Source organism: Curvibacter sp. AEP1-3 (assembly GCF_002163715.1).
In the GTDB taxonomy this organism is placed as follows: Bacteria; Pseudomonadota; Gammaproteobacteria; order Burkholderiales; family Burkholderiaceae_C; genus Allorhodoferax.
The window spans coordinates 1,045,899-1,063,784 of the sequence record NZ_CP015698.1; the positions used below are offsets into that span (position 1 = coordinate 1,045,899).

Annotated in this window: 17 protein-coding genes; 14 read left to right on the forward strand and 3 right to left on the reverse strand. The window is 60.3% G+C overall.

What is annotated here, in order from left to right:
* Positions 1-3 precede the first annotated feature (3 nt).
* The 4 genes from AEP_RS04965 to AEP_RS21210 all read left to right on the forward strand — a co-directional run bounded on the left by AEP_RS04965 (position 4) and on the right by AEP_RS21210 (position 2,803).
* Positions 4-906, forward strand: coding sequence for a sugar phosphate isomerase/epimerase family protein (locus tag AEP_RS04965; RefSeq protein WP_087494360.1), 903 nt, complete (start codon positions 4-6; stop codon positions 904-906).
* A 22-nt stretch (positions 907-928) separates the two neighbouring features.
* Positions 929-1,825: a lyase family protein gene (locus AEP_RS04970; RefSeq protein ID WP_087494361.1), complete on the forward strand. Its 897-nt coding sequence runs from the start codon at positions 929-931 to the stop codon at positions 1,823-1,825.
* A 185-nt stretch (positions 1,826-2,010) separates the two neighbouring features.
* Entirely contained in the window at positions 2,011-2,421 is a 411-nt protein-coding gene (locus AEP_RS04975) for a hypothetical protein (protein ID WP_087494362.1), read from the forward strand.
* A 79-nt stretch (positions 2,422-2,500) separates the two neighbouring features.
* A complete protein-coding gene (locus AEP_RS21210) occupies positions 2,501-2,803 on the forward strand; it encodes a helix-turn-helix domain-containing protein (RefSeq protein ID WP_087494363.1) in 303 nt (100 codons plus the stop codon).
* A 22-nt stretch (positions 2,804-2,825) separates the two neighbouring features.
* Here AEP_RS21210 and pcaC read toward each other — a convergent pair whose 3' ends face one another.
* Positions 2,826-3,230 carry a 4-carboxymuconolactone decarboxylase gene (pcaC, locus tag AEP_RS04985; protein ID WP_087494364.1) on the reverse strand — a complete coding sequence of 135 codons (405 nt, stop codon included), beginning with the start codon at positions 3,228-3,230 and terminating at the stop codon, positions 2,826-2,828.
* A 275-nt stretch (positions 3,231-3,505) separates the two neighbouring features.
* Here pcaC and AEP_RS04990 point away from each other — a divergent pair, with 275 nt between their 5' ends.
* The 3 genes from AEP_RS04990 (at position 3,506) to dnaG (ending at position 8,124) form a co-directional block, all read left to right on the forward strand.
* A complete protein-coding gene (locus AEP_RS04990) occupies positions 3,506-4,090 on the forward strand; it encodes a peroxidase-related enzyme (protein WP_087494365.1) in 585 nt (194 codons plus the stop codon).
* A 25-nt stretch (positions 4,091-4,115) separates the two neighbouring features.
* Positions 4,116-5,972, forward strand: a complete 1,857-nt coding sequence (locus tag AEP_RS04995; protein ID WP_087494366.1) for a gamma-glutamyltransferase family protein — start codon at positions 4,116-4,118, stop codon at positions 5,970-5,972.
* 136 nt (positions 5,973-6,108) lie between these two features.
* The gene (gene dnaG / locus AEP_RS05000; protein WP_087494367.1) at positions 6,109-8,124 is read left to right on the forward strand and encodes a DNA primase; all 2,016 of its coding nucleotides are present in this window, start codon (positions 6,109-6,111) and stop codon (positions 8,122-8,124) included.
* 6 nt (positions 8,125-8,130) lie between these two features.
* On the opposite strand, the gene AEP_RS05005 is transcribed toward dnaG, so the two are convergent.
* Positions 8,131-8,931: a substrate-binding periplasmic protein gene (locus AEP_RS05005; protein ID WP_087494368.1), complete on the reverse strand. Its 801-nt coding sequence runs from the start codon at positions 8,929-8,931 to the stop codon at positions 8,131-8,133.
* A 264-nt stretch (positions 8,932-9,195) separates the two neighbouring features.
* Here AEP_RS05005 and rpoD point away from each other — a divergent pair, with 264 nt between their 5' ends.
* Complete coding sequence (gene rpoD, locus AEP_RS05015) at positions 9,196-11,499, forward strand: RNA polymerase sigma factor RpoD (protein WP_087494370.1); 2,304 nt, start codon at positions 9,196-9,198, stop codon at positions 11,497-11,499.
* A gap of 106 nt (positions 11,500-11,605) precedes the next feature.
* On the forward strand, positions 11,606-12,448 hold the full coding sequence (locus AEP_RS05020; RefSeq protein WP_087494371.1) for a shikimate dehydrogenase: 843 nt from the start codon (positions 11,606-11,608) through the stop codon (positions 12,446-12,448).
* 34 nt (positions 12,449-12,482) lie between these two features.
* Here AEP_RS05020 and AEP_RS05025 read toward each other — a convergent pair whose 3' ends face one another.
* Complete coding sequence (locus AEP_RS05025) at positions 12,483-12,770, reverse strand: late competence development ComFB family protein (protein ID WP_087497191.1); 288 nt, start codon at positions 12,768-12,770, stop codon at positions 12,483-12,485.
* Between the two features lie 260 nt (positions 12,771-13,030).
* Between AEP_RS05025 and AEP_RS05030 the strand changes: the two genes are divergently transcribed.
* The 5 genes from AEP_RS05030 to dnaJ all read left to right on the forward strand — a co-directional run bounded on the left by AEP_RS05030 (position 13,031) and on the right by dnaJ (position 17,828).
* Positions 13,031-13,342: a winged helix-turn-helix transcriptional regulator gene (locus tag AEP_RS05030; RefSeq protein ID WP_087494372.1), complete on the forward strand. Its 312-nt coding sequence runs from the start codon at positions 13,031-13,033 to the stop codon at positions 13,340-13,342.
* A 145-nt stretch (positions 13,343-13,487) separates the two neighbouring features.
* Positions 13,488-13,847, forward strand: coding sequence for an FKBP-type peptidyl-prolyl cis-trans isomerase (locus AEP_RS05035; RefSeq protein WP_087494373.1), 360 nt, complete (start codon positions 13,488-13,490; stop codon positions 13,845-13,847).
* Between the two features lie 128 nt (positions 13,848-13,975).
* Entirely contained in the window at positions 13,976-14,536 is a 561-nt protein-coding gene (gene grpE, locus AEP_RS05040) for a nucleotide exchange factor GrpE (protein WP_087494374.1), read from the forward strand.
* Positions 14,537-14,659: 123 nt separating this feature from the next.
* A complete protein-coding gene (gene dnaK, locus AEP_RS05045) occupies positions 14,660-16,606 on the forward strand; it encodes a molecular chaperone DnaK (RefSeq protein WP_087494375.1) in 1,947 nt (648 codons plus the stop codon).
* A gap of 91 nt (positions 16,607-16,697) precedes the next feature.
* Positions 16,698-17,828 carry a molecular chaperone DnaJ gene (gene dnaJ, locus AEP_RS05050; protein ID WP_087494376.1) on the forward strand — a complete coding sequence of 377 codons (1,131 nt, stop codon included), beginning with the start codon at positions 16,698-16,700 and terminating at the stop codon, positions 17,826-17,828.
* The last annotated feature ends 58 nt before the right edge of the window (positions 17,829-17,886 follow it).

Consider the following 17,886-nt stretch of genomic DNA (forward strand, 5'->3'; position numbering starts at 1 on the left):
ACCATGAGCCAATTTGAAGGCAAATTTGACGACTTCGGGATGGACACCATCACGCTGGCCGGGCCCCTGAAGGCCAAGCTGGACGCCATGAAGGCGGCTGGCTTTACCCAGGTGATGCTGCTGGCCCGTGATCTGGTCGGCCACCCCGATGGCTGGCGCGCAGCAGTGCAAGAGGTCAAAGACAGCGGCTTGCGGGTGACCGGTTTTCAGGTGCTGCGTGACTTTGAAGGCCTCTCCGGCCACCTGCACGATTACAAGGTCGACATCGCCAAAAGCATGATGGAAATGTGCGCGGCCCTGGACTGCCGCGTCATGCTGGCCTGCTCCAGCACCTCCACCCACGCCACCGGCGACACGGACAAGCTGGTGCAGGACCTGCGCAAGCTGGCCATGCTGGCGATTCCGATGAACATCAAAATCGCGTTCGAAGCGCTGTCCTGGGGCCGCAACGTGAATGAGTTCCCCCAGGCGTGGGACCTCATTACCCAGGCCGACATGCCCAACCTGGGCTTGGGCTTTGACTCCTTCCACCTGTTTGCGACCAAGACCCCGTTGGACGAGCTGGAGATCCTGGACCCCAGCAAGATCTTTCTGGTGCAGCTGGCGGACTTCATGTGGAATGAAATCAAAACAGTCGAGGAGCGCATCACCACGGCGCGCACCTTCCGCGTGTTCCCGGGTGAAGGTGTGCACAGCGACGCGCTCGCCGAGCTGGTGCTCAAACTGCACCAGCTGGGATATCGCGGTGACTACAGCTTTGAGGTGTTCAACGACGACTACCAGCAAATGCCGCTGGAAACCGTGGCCGCCCGCGCGCGCCGCGCAGCCCTGTGGCTGGGCGAAGACGTGCTGCGCCGCTCGGTGCCGCTGCCCAACCAGATGCGCCTGCGCCAGGCCCGCGCCTGACAACACTTGAGACTCGCCCGCCATGAGCAGTGTGTTTGACGACTTTTTGTATGCCCCCGAAGTGCTGGAGTCCTTCGGGGCCCAGCGCTTTGTGGCGGCCATGCTGCGGGTGGAAGCTGCGTTGGCGCAGGCCCAGGCCGACCACGGGTTGATTCCTGCCGAGGCTGCAGTCTCCATCGTCGGCACCTGCAAGGTAGAGCTGTTTGACGCCCCGAAGATCGTGCGCGACAGCGCCAGCACCGGTAGCCTGGCGCAACCCCTGGTAAAGAGCTTGCGCGAGACCGTGGGCTTGTTCAACCCGGCGGCAGTCCCTTTTGTGCATTTCGGTTGCACCAAACAAGACCTGGTGGACACCACCATGGCGCTCATGACCCGCCAAGTCCTGGCGGTGACGCGCGGCTATGTGCAGGACTGCATAGGCCATCTCGAACGCAAAGGTGACATGCCGCTTGCAGCGGCCCCGTTGCGGCGGGCCTTGCAGCGCCTGGCACACAGCAGCGCAGACGCACTGGCCGTACAACTGGGCGGGACCATGGCCAGCTTGGAAACGCCGGGAACCGCTATCCAGACCCAAGTGGCCAAGACCCTGGAACTCAGCGTACCTGGCTTTCCCTGGGATACCCAACGCGATGCATGGTTGGCTCTGGGTTGTGATGTAGCGCTGTTGGTCGGCAGCTTGGGCACTCTGGCCCGGAGCATGGTGCGGGGCGAGGAACAAGAAGAACCCGCCGCAGGCTGTCTGGTCGCGCTGGCAATGGCACGTCGCGCACCCCAACGGGCTGCGGGGCTGTTGACCTCCATGCCCCACGCCCATGAGCGTGGTCTGGGTTTCTGGCAGGCGGACCAGAGCGACTGGACCCAGCTGCTGATGTCAGCCCATGCAGCCTCTTGGGGCATGGCACAGACGCTACAAAAATAGTAGCTACTCGCGCATATTCCACGGGCGCCAAGGCCCTGCTTCACCCATAACCTTCCATTTGTCCGGAGGCATCCGTGGATCAGGCGGGTGCCATTCATGTACGAATGAGTGTGTTCCAGTGACGTCCCCTGTTTTCTACAGTGCCTCTATAGCTATTCCGCAAGAAAAAATAGAGGTAAACGCGAATGGCCTATGCCCGCTGGATTTTCAAAGGTTCGTTGGTGGATGAATATGGGATAGCCCTGCCGCCGGTGGTGCAGGCAGCGTATGGATCGGGTTATGGACAGGACTTGTACGGAATCACTTTGTTTGCCAATGGGCATGTGATGCAAATGCTGGAGGGGGATAACGTCGCGCTGCAAGCGGCAGCGCGCAACCTGCGCGACATGAGCAAGCTCTTTGGCATGGAGCCCCTGCTGCATGAACCGATTGAGGCTCCTGCGACCAAGACGGTCTCCGTCGGCTTGAGCAGGTATGTCGATTTGATCTCTGAACATTTGCCTCCGAATGTGCAAGTGTTCAACCTCTGTGAAGAGGAAATATGTCAGAGGACGGAGCCCGGCGCAGCGCGCGATTTTTTGCTCGGTTTTATTTAGCCACGGGGCGCGCCAGCGTACTGACGGGCTTGCACGAGGGAAAGACGATGGTGTCTTTGGAAGCAATTGCTCCACCACCATGTCCCGCGCCCCCACCGTCGTCGCTTGTGCGAATGAATGTGTTTGCAAGAAAACGCATTCCTCGGACACTGCGTCGGTGACAAAAAATAAGATCAATTACAAACGCATCGTCGGGCAACGTATTAAGGGGTTAAGGCAGGAAGCTGAGTTGTCTCAGGAGATTCTGTCGGAGCGATGCGGGATTTACCGTACGTATCTGAGCCGTATCGAATCCGGCTCCGCCAACCCCACCCTGCTGGTTTTAGTGGCACTCGCCGACTCGCTGGGCGTTCAGCCCGCCGAGCTACTGTCCAACGACTAATTCTCTGTGCCGCGAGCGCGGGTCACTTCTGCGCGCTCACCACCTCATTCGCAGAGCGGAAGGCCTCCACCGCAGCAGGCACACCGCAGTACACCGTGGCGTGCAAGAGCACCTCCTGAATTTCTTCCACCGTGGCACCGTTGTTCAGTGCGCCGCGCACATGGCCTTTGAGTTCGTTTTGCTTGCCTAGTGCTGTGAGCATGGCAACCGTAATCAGGCTGCGCGTCTTGCGGTCCAGCCCCGGTCGTTGCCACACATCGCCCCATGCCGCACGGGTAATGTGCTCTTGCAGCGGTGCAGTGAAAGTGTTCACCCCGGCAAATGCAGCATCCACAAACGCATCTCCCATCACCTCCCGCCGCGTGGCCAGGCCACGGGCAAAGGCTTCCGGGTTGCTGGTCTCAACGGCTTGGTTCGGTTCGGTCATGGCTGGCTCTCAAGGAAAAGCCCCATGTTAGCCCGCGTGCCACTGTCCCAGGTGCGACAAGAGCACGATCAAGCCCATTCCATTGATAACGATGCCGGCGCTGGTTTTGAGGTGTTTCATGCGGGTTCACTCCTGAGTTCGGGTTCAAGGTTTCTGCGGTGGTGAGCAGACGCCTGCCGCAGTAGGATGAATGGTAGGGAGCCGCTGCGCTGCTGTAAAAGCAATAAAAAGCATGACGGCCATAGCCACAATCAAAAACCGACCCGGGAAGACCCATGACCAGCCCCTCCACACGCTACCCCCTGCCCGACCTCAACACCCTGCCTGAGGACTTGAAAGTCAAAATTCTGGAGGTGCAGGAAAAGTCCGGCTTCATCCCCAATGTTTTCCTGGCGTTCGCCCGCCGCCCCGCCGAGTGGCGCGCCTTCTTTGCCTACCACGACGCCCTCATGCTGCGCGAAGGCAGCAGCCTCACCAAGGGCGAGCGCGAAATGATCATCACCACCACCAGCGCGGCCAACCACTGCCTCTACTGCGTGGTGGCGCACGGCGCCATCCTGCGCATTTATGAAAAGAAGCCTTTGGTGGCAGACCAGGTCGCCATCAATTACCGCAAGGCCGACATCACGCCCCGCCAGCGCGCCATGCTGGACTTTGCGATGAAGGTCTGTCTGGAGAGCCATGCTGTGGAAGACGCAGACTTCACCGCCCTGCACGCGCATGGCTTTGACGATGAAGACATCTGGGACATTGCAGGCATCACCGCCTTCTTCGGCCTGTCCAACCGCATGGCCAACGTAACCGGCATGCTGCCCAATCCGGAGTTCTACCTGCTGGGTCGCGTACCCAAGGCCAAATAAATTGTCTTGCTCCGCCAGAGGCCTTATGCCCACTCGCCACCAAACTCTTAATGCGCTTACCTCTCTGGCAGCGGTCGCGCTACTTGCCGCCTGTGCAGCCCGTCCGACACCTGCCCCCCTGAACTACGTCGCCCCACCCGCTCAGCCCGAAGCGGCTACGGGCAACACGGCCAAACCCGGCTGGGCCACGCGCACCTACGCGGTTGCCGCCGCCAACCCCTTGGCCACCGATGCGGGCCGCCAGGTGCTGGCCGCAGGCGGCAGTGCCGTGGATGCTGCCATTGCCGTTCAAATGGTGTTGGCACTGGTGGAGCCACAAAGCAGTGGCATCGGGGGCGGTGCATTCCTGTTGCACTTCGACGGCAAAACCACCCAAGCCTTTGATGGCCGGGAAACGGCCCCAGCTGCCGCAACTCCTGCCCTGTTTTTGGACGATAAAGGCCAGCCGATGAAGTTCACAGACGCGGTGGTGGGCGGCCGCTCCGTGGGCGTACCGGGTGCAGTAGCCATGCTGGCACAGGCCCACGCACAACACGGCAAGCTGCCTTGGGCTAGCCTGTTCCAACCGGCCATCACCCTGGCCACGCAAGGCTTTGCGGTCAGCCCGCGCATGGCGGCTTTGCTGGCTGCAGAACCGCATCTGAAAAAAGACCCGGTGGCCGCGGCCTACTTCTATGACGCGGCCGGCAAACCCTGGCCTGCGGGGCATGTGCTGCGCAACCCGGAGTTGGCTGCAGTGCTGCAAGGCATTGCGGACCGTGGCCCGTCTGCCCTGCTGCAGGGCGAGGTAGGCCAAGCTATCGCCCGCAAGGTGCAAGGCCACCCCTCCAACCCCGGCAGCCTGAGCACGCAAGACCTGGCCGCTTACCGCCCGGTGGTGCGCGAGCCGCTTTGTTTTGACTACCGGACAACGAATGCCGCGGCCCCGGGGCGCGAAGTCCGCATCTGCGGCATGCCGCCACCCAGCTCGGGCGCCATTGCGATCGGCCAGATCCTGCGCATGCTGGACAGCACCCCCGCTTCCACCCTGCCACTTGCCCAAGGGCTGCCTACGGCGGATTGGTTGCACCTCTACACCGAAGCTGCACGACTGGCCTTTGCCGATCGTGCGCAGTACCTGGGCGACCCCGCCTTTGTGCAAGCTCCCGGTGGCACTTGGACCAGCTTGCTGAACCCCGCTTATCTGCGCAACCGCGCTGCACTGATCGACAGCAGCCCGCAAGGCAAGAGCATGCAAATGGCTCTGCCCGGCCAGCCCGCGGGTACCCCGCTGAGCTACGCCCCCATGCCGGACCAGATCGAATACGGCACATCGCACATCTCGGTGGTGGATGCTTACGGCAACGCCGTGGCCATGACCACCACGATTGAAGATGCTTGGGGTTCTCGCCAGATGGTCAACCGCCGGGTAGGTCTTGCCGGCGGGTTCCTGCTCAACAACCAGCTCACCGACTTCAGTTTCAGCCCCACAGGTACCGACGGCCGGCCCGTGGCGAACCGGGTAGAGCCGGGCAAGCGGCCACGCTCCAGCATGTCGCCCACCTTGGTGTTCGACAAAGCCAGCGGCAAGCTGCTGATGAGCGGCGGCAGCCCGGGCGGCGCGCTCATCATCCACTTCACCGCCAAAACCTTGTATGCCAAGCTCCATTGGGGCCTGAACGCCCAGCAGGCCATAGACCTGCCCAACTTCGGCTCGCTCAACGGCCCCACCCTGCTGGAGGCAGGCCGCTTTGATGCCGCCACGGTGCAAGCCCTGAAAACCCGCGGCCACACGGTGCTGGAGGTGCCCATGCCCAGCGGCCTGCAGGCTATTGAACGCACCGCCGAGGGCTATTTCGGCGGGGCCGACCCGAGGCGTGAAGGAATTGTGTTGGGTGACTGAGCCTTCAATCCCCTATGAAATCAGGCTCTGGCGCTCGTGGAATATGCGCGAGCAGCTTCTGAATTGATAGCAAAAACGTCGGTCTAACACACCCGGGACGAGGCGCCGACATGGCGTACCTCCCTACAATCGCTCCATGGCCATCCCCCAAAGCTTCATCCAGGAACTGCTCGCGCGTGCAGACGTGGTGGAGATCGTGGGCCGCTATGTACAGCTCAAAAAGGGCGGTGCCAACTTCATGGGCCTGTGCCCGTTTCACGGGGAAAAGTCGCCCTCGTTCACGGTGAGCCCGGCCAAACAGTTCTACCACTGCTTCGGCTGCGGCAAGAACGGCAATGCCATCGGCTTCCTGATGGACCACGCCGGCATGACCTTTATTGAAGCGGTCAAAGACCTGGCCGGCCAATTCGGCATGGTGGTGCCTGAAGAAGAAGGCAGCCCCCACGACCGCGCCCGCGCCCAGGCCCAGCGCGAGAAGCAGAACACCCTGACCAGCGTGCTGGAAAAAGCCTGCGACGCCTACAAGCGTGGCCTCAAGGAGTCGCCCAGGGCGATTGAGTATTTCAAGGGCCGCGGCCTCTCCGGCGAAGTGGCCAAGCAGTTCGGGCTGGGCTATGCCCCCGAAGGCTGGCGCAATCTGGCAAGCATCTTCCCCGAATACACCGACCCGCTGTTGGTGGAAAGCGGCCTGGTCATCCTGCACGAGGCCGAAAACGGCGCTGATGAAAAGCGATACGACCGCTTCCGGGACCGCGTGATGTTCCCCATACGCAACATCAAGGGCGAGTGCATAGGCTTTGGCGGGCGCGTGCTGGGCGATGAAAAGCCCAAGTACCTCAACTCACCCGAAACCCCGGTCTTCAGCAAAGGGCGTGAGCTCTATGGATTGTTTGAAGCCCGCAGATCCTTGCGCGAGCACGGCTATGTGCTGGTGACCGAGGGCTACATGGACGTGGTGGCGCTGGCCCAACTGGGCTTTCCGAATGCCGTGGCCACGCTGGGCACGGCGTGCACCAACGACCATGTGCAAAAGCTGTTCCGCTTCACAGACGCTGTAGTGTTCAGCTTTGACGGTGATGCCGCAGGCCGGCGCGCCGCCCGCAAGGCGCTGGATGGCGCACTGCCCTTTGCGTCCGATGTGCGCAGCATCAAGTTTTTGTTCCTGCCTGCCGAGCACGACCCAGACAGCTTCATCCGCGCCTACGGCAAAGAGGCCTTTGCCGACTACGTGGCCAAGGCCACGCCCCTGAGCCGCTTTTTGGTGGAGTCCGCCCAGGACGGCTGCGATCTGAGCACTGCCGAAGGCCGGGCCCGGATGGCCAGCAACGCCAAGCCTCTGTGGAACCAGCTGCCTGATGGCGCGCTCAAGCTCCAGTTGCTCAGCGAGATCGCCCAACTGGTGCAACTGGGCAGCACCGAGTTGGGTGCGCTGTGGGCCCATGGTGCGGCCAAACCTGCGGCGGCAGAAGCACCGCGGCGCAAACGAGAAGCCGCCCCCGCAGCGGAGTTCGGCCCGGACGGCGAGCACTTTGCTTATGACGAACCTGCTGAGTTTTCAGAGCCCTGGATTCCACAAGAAGAATGGAAAAAGAAAACCGAGTGGAAAAAAGAAGGCTGGACACCCCGTGGCAGGGGCGACGGCAATTGGGAAGGCAAGTGGTCCGGTAAAGGGAGCAAGTTCGGCAATCGCGAAGCGCGCTCCGCTGGCCCGCTGGCCAAGCTGGACAGCCGGCCAGACCTGGCCGCCCGCATTCTGCTCAACCACAGCGAGTTGTGGGACATTCTTTCCAGCGAAGACCACGGCCTGCTCTGCGAGCTGCCGGCACCCCATGGCGAGCTGTTCACTTGGTTGGAAAGCCAGTTGCACGAACATGGCCCGGTATCGCGCGGCACCCTGAAAGAAGAAATCGTGGGGCACCCGGCCGAAGACCTGGTGCAGCGTCTCACCGCCGGCCCCGTGTTGGCCTCGGAGCCCTTGAGCGAGTCCGGCCCCGAGTTGCGTGACCTGCTCAACCGCATGCTGCTGGACCGCCTGGATGCCCAGATGCGCACACTCGCCACCGACCCGGCCAACCTAGGGCAGCTACGGGTGCTCATGGACCGCAAGAAGGAACTGGTCAAGCTGCTGCAACCCACCGCCGCTGACAGTTAAGCAGCGCTAGCGGGTGATCTTCGGCAGGTATTTCTGCCGCAGCTGGTTGTAGCGCCCGTCCGCCTTGGACTTGAGCAAGGCCTGATCCAGGCGCTTGGCAATCTCCGGCGAAATACCGGGATTCAAACCGAACCAATAGGCTGCCGAATCATCCAGCACCAAAGCGGGTACCAGCAAGGCGGGATCCACGCCGGCGTTTTTGGCATTGTGCGCCGCAGCCCAGTCCAGCGACACCAGTAAGTCAAACCGTTTGGCGATGAACTTGCGCATGTTTGCCTCGTCATTCACACCCAGCTCCAATCCGCCGCCGGCCGCATCCGTGGCGGGAATGGGCGCAAAACCCTGCTTTTCCAGCAACTTGGTGGACGCGGACTCAAGGGTTGAGCCAATCCGGTAGGGCCGCGCATCATCCAATGTTTTGAGCACGATGTCATTGCGGTCTGCCCAGCGGTACAGCACCACACGGCGCGGACTGATGGGCCCCACCCACCGGAACAAACTCTCCCGTTCGGGTGTGCGGACCATGGAGTAAATCAGGGTGTCACTCTGCCGCAGGGCACGGTCATAGGCACGGGCCCATGGCAGGGCTTGCTTGCGAACGGTTATGCCGGCGTCCGCTGCAATCATGTCCAGCAACTCACTGGAAAAACCCGTGACCTTGCCGTCCACTTCCATATTCAGTGGCGGCAATTGCTCGGTGAGCGCCGTCAGTTCCACCGGCGGACCTGCGGATTGCGCCCCACCGGCCACGCCCACCAGGCAGGCCAACAAGGCGCCGCGCAGGCATTGGGTCCATCTGTTTTTCATCCAACGACTCTTTATTTTTGAATCACAACTATAATGTCAGATTGTTTCGGCAAGAGCGACAGCAGCACCTCCGGGCCAGGCCACCGTGAAACTCCACTCACAAACGGCCACCTTACCGCAAGGACTGCACTCCAAATGATCGCCCTCCCATCTTGCCAACGGGGAATCTGATTCCCTGCCTTGCCACTACTTCGCATTTTGTGCGTAACGTAGCCGGCACCTGTCCTGTCGTTTGTTAGTTTTTTGTTGACCTGAGGTTTCTGCATGCCCGCTTCAAAATCCGCCAAGCCTGTTCAGTCTGCCAGCAAGGCCGCCGCCAAAACCGAAAAGAAAGCTCCCGCAGTGACCGCACCGAAATCCAAAGCCGCCCAATTGAAAGAAGCCGCAGACGCGCTGCTCGCCGCAGCAGAAGCGCCCGCCAAAAAGAAAGCCGGCCGGCCGGCCAAAGCAGCCGCAGACGAATCTGCCGCTCCTGCCAAAGCCACTACCGGCGCCAAGCGCGGCCGCAAGCCCAAGGCAGCGGCTGCCGAGCCCAGCGGTGACGACATGGACATGTCGGATATTGAAGCGGATTTGGTGGGTGAGCCCGAACCTGCAGCCGCGCCCGGCGAAAAGGTCAAGCCCCTGCGGATGAAGATCAGCAAGGCGAAAGAACGCGCCTTGATGAAGGAATTCGGTCTGGACGAGACCGTCTTGTCCGAAGAAGACATGGCCAAGCGCCGCGCGCGCCTGAAGGCCCTGATTACCCTGGGCAAGACCCGTGGCTACCTGACCCACGGCGAAATCTCTGACCACTTGCCCGACAAGTTGGTGGATGCCGAAACCCTGGAAGTCGTGATCTCCATGTTGAACGACATGGGCGTGGCGGTGTACGAGCAGACCCCGGATGCGGAAACCCTGCTGCTGAACAACAACGTCTCCACCGCCGCAACGGTGGAAGAAGCGGAAGAAGAAGCTGAAGCTGCCCTGTCCACCGTGGACTCGGAATTCGGCCGCACCACCGACCCCGTGCGCATGTACATGCGCGAGATGGGTACCGTGGAACTGCTGACCCGCGAAGGCGAAATTGAAATTGCCAAGCGCATCGAAGGCGGCTTGATGGACATGATGGAGGCGATCTCCGCATCGCCCGCCACCATCGCCGAAATCCTGCGCCTGGGCGAAGAAATCCGTGAAGGCAAGGTCGTCATCACCACCATCGTGGACGGTTTTTCTAACCCCAACGAGGCTGACGACTATGTGGCCGAAGAAGACTTCGACGAATTCGACGAAGCCGACGATGACGACGGCAAGGGCGGCTCCAAAGCGCTGACCAAGAAACTGGAAGAGCTGAAGAAGCAGGCGCTCGAGCGCTTCGACAAGATGCGCGAGCTCTTCGAGAAGGTGCACAAGGTCTACGACAAGGAAGGCTACGGCACTCCAGCCTACGTGAAAGCACAAAAGGCCCTGAGCGACGAGCTGATGACCATCCGCTTCACCGCCAAGGCGATTGAAAAGCTGTGCGACATGGTGCGCGCCCAGGTGGATGACGTGCGCAAGAAGGAACGCGAACTGCGCCGCATCATCGTGGACAAGTGCGGTTACCCGCAGGAAAACTTTATTGCTGACTTCAGCGGCCGCGACAAGGCCGGCAACAAGGTGGCATCCAACCTCTTGAACCTGAAGTGGATCGAGAAGCAGGCAGCGTCCGGCAAGTCTTGGGCAGCCGTCATGGGCCGCAACATTCCGCCGGTGCAGGACCTGCAGCAAAAGCTGATCGACCTGCAAGCGCAAGTAGTGGTGCCTTTGGACCAGCTCAAAGACATCAACAAGCGCATGAACGAAGGCGAATACGCTTCCCGCGCAGCCAAGAAGGAAATGATCGAGGCCAACTTGCGTTTGGTGATTTCGATTGCCAAGAAGTACACCAACCGCGGTCTGCAGTTCCTGGACTTGATCCAGGAAGGCAACATCGGCTTGATGAAGGCAGTGGACAAGTTCGAATACCGCCGCGGCTACAAGTTCTCGACTTATGCCACTTGGTGGATCCGTCAGGCCATCACCCGCTCTATTGCGGACCAGGCGCGCACCATCCGCATCCCGGTGCACATGATCGAAACCATCAACAAGATGAACCGAATCAGTCGCCAGCACTTGCAGGAGTTCGGTTTCGAACCCGATGCGTCTGTCTTGGCTGAGAAGATGGAGATCCCGGAAGACAAGATCCGCAAGATCATGAAGATCGCCAAAGAGCCGATTTCCATGGAAACGCCGATCGGTGACGACGATGACAGCCACTTGGGCGACTTCATCGAAGACAGCGCCAACACCGCGCCCATGGAAGCTGCGATGCAGGCCGGCCTGCGCGATGTGGTCAAGGACATTCTGGACAGTCTCACCCCGCGTGAAGCCAAGGTGTTGCGCATGCGTTTCGGTATCGAAATGACATCCGACCACACCCTGGAAGAAGTGGGCAAGCAGTTCGACGTGACCCGCGAGCGCATCCGCCAGATCGAAGCCAAGGCACTGCGCAAGCTCAAGCACCCCAGCCGTTCGGACAAGCTGCGCAGCTTCACCGATACGCTGTAAAGCTCTGCGGCTTTCAAGCCATTTAGCGCCCCAGCCCACATGCGATGTGCGCGGGGCGCTATTTTTTTGATAGTACCGATTTCACTTCCCGTTTATCCGACCTGTTATGGCTAACGATCAACCGTACCGGCTTGCCGGTGTCATGGGCTGGCCTGTGGCCCACTCCCGCTCACCCGTCATTCACAACCACTGGATCGCCGAACACGGCCTGCGCGGTGCCTACGTGCTCTTGCCTGTACAACCCGAGAAGCTGGAGCAGGCCTTGCGCGCGCTACCTGTGCTGGGCATTGCCGGATGCAACCTCACTATCCCCCACAAAGTGGACGCGATGAACATCGTCGACCACGTGGATACTTTGGGGCAGCGCATCGGAGCGGTAAACACCATCGTGGTGAACGCGGACTGCAGCTTGAGCGGGCGTAACACCGACGCGTTTGGCTTTATCCAGAGTCTGTACGAGGCCGGCAGCAGTTGGAAGCCGGCTGATGGGCCCGCTTGCGTGGTGGGCGCCGGTGGTGCTGCACGCGCCGTGATCGTCGGCTTGCTGGATGAGGGTGTGCCGGACATTCGCCTGACCAACCGCAGCGACCACAAAGCGGTGGACATGGCACAAGAGTTCGGCCCCCGCGTGAAAGCGGTACCGTGGTCTGAACGACACGATGCTTTGGCCGGTACAGCCCTGTTGGTGAACACCACCAACCAGGGCATGCATGGTCAACCGGCGCTGGACCTGCGTTTGGACGCTTTGCCCGTGTCTGCGCTCGTGTCAGACATTGTGTATGTGCCGCTGGAGACCCCGCTGCTGGCAGCCGCTGCTGCAAGAGGTAACCCCACGGTGAATGGCTTGGGGATGCTTTTGCACCAGGCACGCCCAGCCTTTGAGGCTTGGTTCGGCCAGTTGCCCTCGGTGAGCCCTGCGCTGCTGCAAAAAGTGCTGGCGACTTTCTAGGATGAAGGCAAGGCGCCAGCCTTGCCCGCGGGATTTACGCCTCGGGTGCCGTCTTGGCGCTGCGCTCGCCCACGAAGCGAAACGCAAAAGAAAGCACTTCTTCGAGGGACAGCTCGATCGCCTGGCGCTCCTGCTCGGTCAGGTAGAACATCATGTCCACATCGTGACGGACATAGCGGGCCGGTAGTCGGTTCAAGGCAACACAAGACACGTCGGCCAGCATGTCATTGGTGAACTCCGGGTACTGGGCTGCACGCTGCACCACCTCTTCAAACACCAGCCGCTCGTAGTAGTTGTGAACCTGTTCAAAGTTGAAAGTCATGGTGCGGCTGCCTCCGGAAAAGTCGATCACGCGATGCTAACCGGCAACCATAGCACCCGAGTCGCTGAGTGACAAGTACAGACACGACATAAACGCCACTTCGGCAATTTGTAGGGGTGACGCCCTGTTTACATGCGTTAACAGCTATGAAACTTGTAGCAGCTGAAAAACTGCGCTATAGTTTCTCCTCGATTTCGATTTGGTGGCCCGACGCCGCCGAACCGCCGGAACCAAAAGTACCAACAACAAAGGGCAAGGTAATGAGTGCAAAAGAAACGGTCGCAGTGGGACAACTGTTGGAATTGCTGGAATCCCGTTATGCGATACGCGTTTTGTGGGCCTTGCGCGACGGCCATGCCCAGACCTTCCGCCTTTTGCAGGACAGCGTGGGCGGCATCACCCCCAACACCCTGAACACCCGTATCAAGGAACTGCGCGAAGCAGGCCTCCTCACCCACGGCTCCGATGGCTACGTGGTCACCGCCGCAGGCGCTGACTTGCTCAAGCGTTTGGGCGACCTGCAGGCGTTTGCCGTGAAGTGGTCGACCGCACAAGCCAAAAAGACCAAATAAACCCCGCCCGGCCGCATCGCGGCCTGTGCACCACAGGACAGGCTATGCCTGTCTTTTTTTTGCGTGGGGCATAATTTAGGGTTTTTCCGGCCGCCGGCGCCCATCGCGCATGCGCGGCCAGCTCCTGTTTTTATAGCAAAAGGATGTGACTATGCCTACTACTGCCAGCGGACTCCAGTTTGAAGACACGATTGAAGGTACCGGCGACGAAGCCAAAAAAGGCCAAAGCGTGACCGTGCACTACACCGGTTGGCTGTACAACGATGGCGTTCAAGGTGCCAAGTTCGACTCCAGCAAAGACCGCAACGATCCGTTCGTGTTCCACCTGGGTGCCGGCATGGTGATCCGCGGTTGGGACGAAGGCGTGGCCGGCATGAAGGTCGGCGGTGCCCGCACCCTGATCATCCCCGCAGCATTGGGCTACGGCTCCCGGGGCGCAGGTGGCGTGATCCCTCCCAATGCCACCCTGAAATTCGATGTGGAGTTGCTGGGCGTTCGCGGCTAATCCCGCCAACTTCTGCCTGCTTCAGTGAATTTGACCGGATATCGCAAAGATATCCGGCTAGACCCCCTTGAAAACATGGTTATGCGTCGCCATTTAGGGCGCAATCGCATTCAACCGGATTGAACCGTATGTCAGATACTCCAAGCACCCCCAGCACCCCGGCCACAGACGCCCCCCAAAGCCCCGAAGAAATTCTGGCGGCTGCGGCTGCCAACGAAGTCGACGCGCTGACCGCCGCGCAAGCTGAGCTGGCTACCCTGAAAGCCAAGAGCGCCGAACTGGCCGACCAGTTCTTGCGCGCCAAAGCCGAAGCCGAAAACGCCCGCCGCCGCGCAGAGGACGAAATCTCCAAAGCCCGCAAGTTTGCCGTGGAAAGCTTTGCCGAGAGCATGCTGCCCGTGGCTGACAGCCTGGAAGCCGGTCTGGTAATTAAAGACGCTACCCCCGAGCAGATCCGCGAAGGCGCCCAAGCCACCCTGCGCCAATTGGTCGCGGCTCTTGAGCGCAACAAAGTGATCGCCATTGCGCCCGCTGCCGGCACCAAGTTCGACCCGCATCAGCACCAGGCTATCAGCGTGGTGCCTTCCGAGCAGGAAGCCAACACCGTGGTCAATGTGTTGCAAAAGGGATATTCCATCGCCGACCGCGTGTTGCGCCCGGCCTTGGTCACCGTGTCTGCACCCAAGTAAGTGCGACAGCGCACAACCAGCTGACCGGATTGATCGTATTTTTTGAGCTTGTGGGCACTTGAAACGTTTTGAGTAGCCCACACCTTATCCACATCTGAATTTTTAGAGTTTTAGGAGTACACCATGGGAAGAATCATCGGCATTGACTTGGGAACCACCAACAGCTGCGTCGCTGTGATGGAAGGCAACACGCCCAAAGTGATCGAAAACGCCGAAGGCGCACGCACCACCCCGTCCATCATTGCGTACCAAGAAGACGGTGAAGTATTGGTGGGCGCATCCGCCAAGCGCCAGGCCGTGACCAACCCCAAAAATACCCTGTACGCGGTGAAGCGCCTGATCGGCCGCAAGTTCACTGAAAAAGAAGTCCAAAAAGACATCGACCTGATGCCTTACACCATTGCCGCTGCCGATAACGGCGACGCATGGGTGGAAGTGCGTGGCAACAAGCTGGCGCCCCAGCAAGTCAGCGCTGACGTGCTGCGCAAGATGAAGAAGACCGCCGAAGACTACCTCGGCGAAGAAGTCACCGAGGCCGTGATCACTGTGCCTGCGTACTTCAACGACGCACAGCGTCAGGCCACCAAAGACGCTGGCCGCATTGCCGGTCTGGACGTCAAGCGCATCATCAACGAGCCTACCGCGGCTGCCTTGGCATTCGGTATGGACAAGAATGAAAAGGGTGACCGCAAGATCGCCGTGTACGACTTGGGTGGCGGCACGTTTGACGTGTCCATCATCGAAATCGCAGACGTCGATGGTGAAAAGCAGTTCGAAGTGTTGTCCACCAACGGCGACACCTTCCTGGGCGGTGAAGACTTTGACCAGCGCGTGATCGACTTCATCATCACCGAGTTCAAGAAAGAACAAGGCGTCGACCTGTCCAAGGACGTGCTGGCCCTGCAACGCCTGAAGGAAGCCGCTGAAAAGGCCAAGATCGAACTTTCCAGCAGCTCGCAAACCGACATCAACCTGCCCTACATCACTGCAGATGCGTCCGGTCCCAAGCACCTAAACATCAAGCTGACCCGCGCTAAGCTGGAGTCCTTGGTGGAAGAGCTGATCGAGCGCACCATTGCGCCTATCCGCACCGCCCTGAAAGATGCCGGCGTATCTGCATCCGACATCCACGACGTGATTCTGGTCGGCGGTATGACCCGCATGCCCAAGGTGCAAGAGAAGGTCAAGGAATTGTTCGGCAAAGAGCCACGCAAGGACGTGAACCCTGACGAAGCCGTAGCCGTGGGCGCAGCGATTCAAGGCCAAGTGCTCTCCGGTGACCGCAAAGACGTGCTGCTGTTGGACGTGACTCCCCTGTCCCTGGGTATTGAAACCCTGGGCGGTGTCATGACCAAGATGATCACCAAGAACACCACCATCCCGACCAAGTTTGCGCAGACCTTCTCGACCGCAGAAGACAACCAGCCTGCAGTGACCATCAAGGTGTTCCAGGGTGAGCGCGAAATCGCGGCGGTGAACAAGATGCTGGGCGAATTCAACCTCGAAGGCATTCCACCCGCAGCACGCGGCACTCCCCAGATCGAAGTGTCTTTTGACATTGACGCCAACGGCATCTTGCACGTGGGCGCCAAGGACAAGGGCACCGGCAAGGAAAACAAGATCACCATCAAGGCCAACTCCGGCTTGTCGGAAGAAGAAATTCAGCAAATGGTGAAAGACGCCGAGCTGAACGCCGCTGACGACAAGAAGAAGCTCGAACTGGTACAAGCCCGTAACGAAGCTGAGGCCAACGCTCACAGTGTCAAGAAGAGCCTGGGCGAGTATGGCGACAAGCTGGACGCCGGCGAGAAGGAAAAGATCGAAGCGGCCATCAAGGACGTGGAAGACAGCCTGAAGTCTGACGACAAGGACGCCATCAAAGCCAAGAGCGAAGCGCTGATGGCAGCCAGCCAGAAGCTGGGCGAGAAGATGTACGCTGACATGCAAGCCAAGCAAGCCGCTGAAGGCGGTGAGCAGCCTGCTGCCGCGGAACAAAGCGCACAGGGCTCCAAGCCAGCGGACGATGACAACATCGTGGACGCTGAAGTCAAAGAAGTGAAAAAAGGCTAAGCTGGCACACTAGCGCAGCACAAAGATGCCGCGTTGAACGCCAATCGGGGTTCAACGCGGCTTTTCTGTTGTAACCAGGCAAAAGAGACACATGGCCAAACGCGACTATTACGAAATTCTGGGCATCGGAAAGACCGCTACAGAAGAAGAAATCAAAAAGGCCTATCGCAAACTGGCGATGAAGCACCACCCTGACCGCAATCAGGGCGATGCCGCCAAAGCCGCTGAAGAGAAATTCAAAGAGGCCAAAGAGGCCTACGAGATGCTCTCTGACGCCCAGAAGCGCGCAGCCTATGACCAGTATGGCCACGCCGGCGTGGACCCCAACCGGGGTGGCGGCGGCGGTGAGGGTTATGGCGGTTTTGCGGAAGCCTTCGGAGACATCTTCGGCGACATGTTCGGCCAGCAGCGCGGCGGTGCACGGGGTGGACGTCAGGTCTACCGTGGCAGCGACTTGAGCTATGCCATGGAAGTCACGCTGGAAGAAGCGGCACGCGGCAAAGACGCCCAAATCCGCATCCCCAGCTGGGACAACTGCGACACCTGCAAAGGCACCGGCGCCAAGCCCGGCACCCAGGTCAAGACCTGTGGCACCTGCAACGGAGCCGGCTCCGTGCAGATGCGCCAAGGCTTCTTCAGCGTGCAGCAGACCTGCCCGACCTGCCGTGGAAACGGCAAGGTCATCCCCGACCCTTGCAATGCATGCAGTGGCCAGGGCAAGATCAAGCGCCAGAAAACCCTGGAAGTCAAAATCCCGGCGGGTATCGACGGCGGCATGCGCATCCGCAGCGCGGGCAACGGCGAACCCGGCACCAATGGCGGCCCGCCCGGGGACCTGTACATCGAGATCCGGCTCAAGAAGCACGACATTTTCGAGCGTGATGGCGATGACATCCATTGCTCGGTGCCCATCAGCTTCATCACCGCCGCTTTGGGTGGCGAAATCGATGTGCCGACGCTGGCGGGTAAAGCAGCGATCGACATCCCCGAAGGCACCCAGACCGGCAAGCAGTTCCGACTACGCGGCAAAGGTATCAAGGGTGTTCGCTCCAGCTACCCCGGCGATCTGTATTGCCACATCACCGTGGAAACACCGGTCAAGCTCACGGAGCACCAGCGCAAGCTGCTCAAAGAACTGGATGAATCGTTCAAAAAAGGCGGCAGCAAGCATTCGCCGTCCGGTGACAGCTGGACCGATCGTTTGAAGAGCTTTTTCAGCTGATTTTCAAGTCCGGAGGGCTTGCCCCCCAGCCTGAAATCAAGCCGCCGGCACTCCCCAG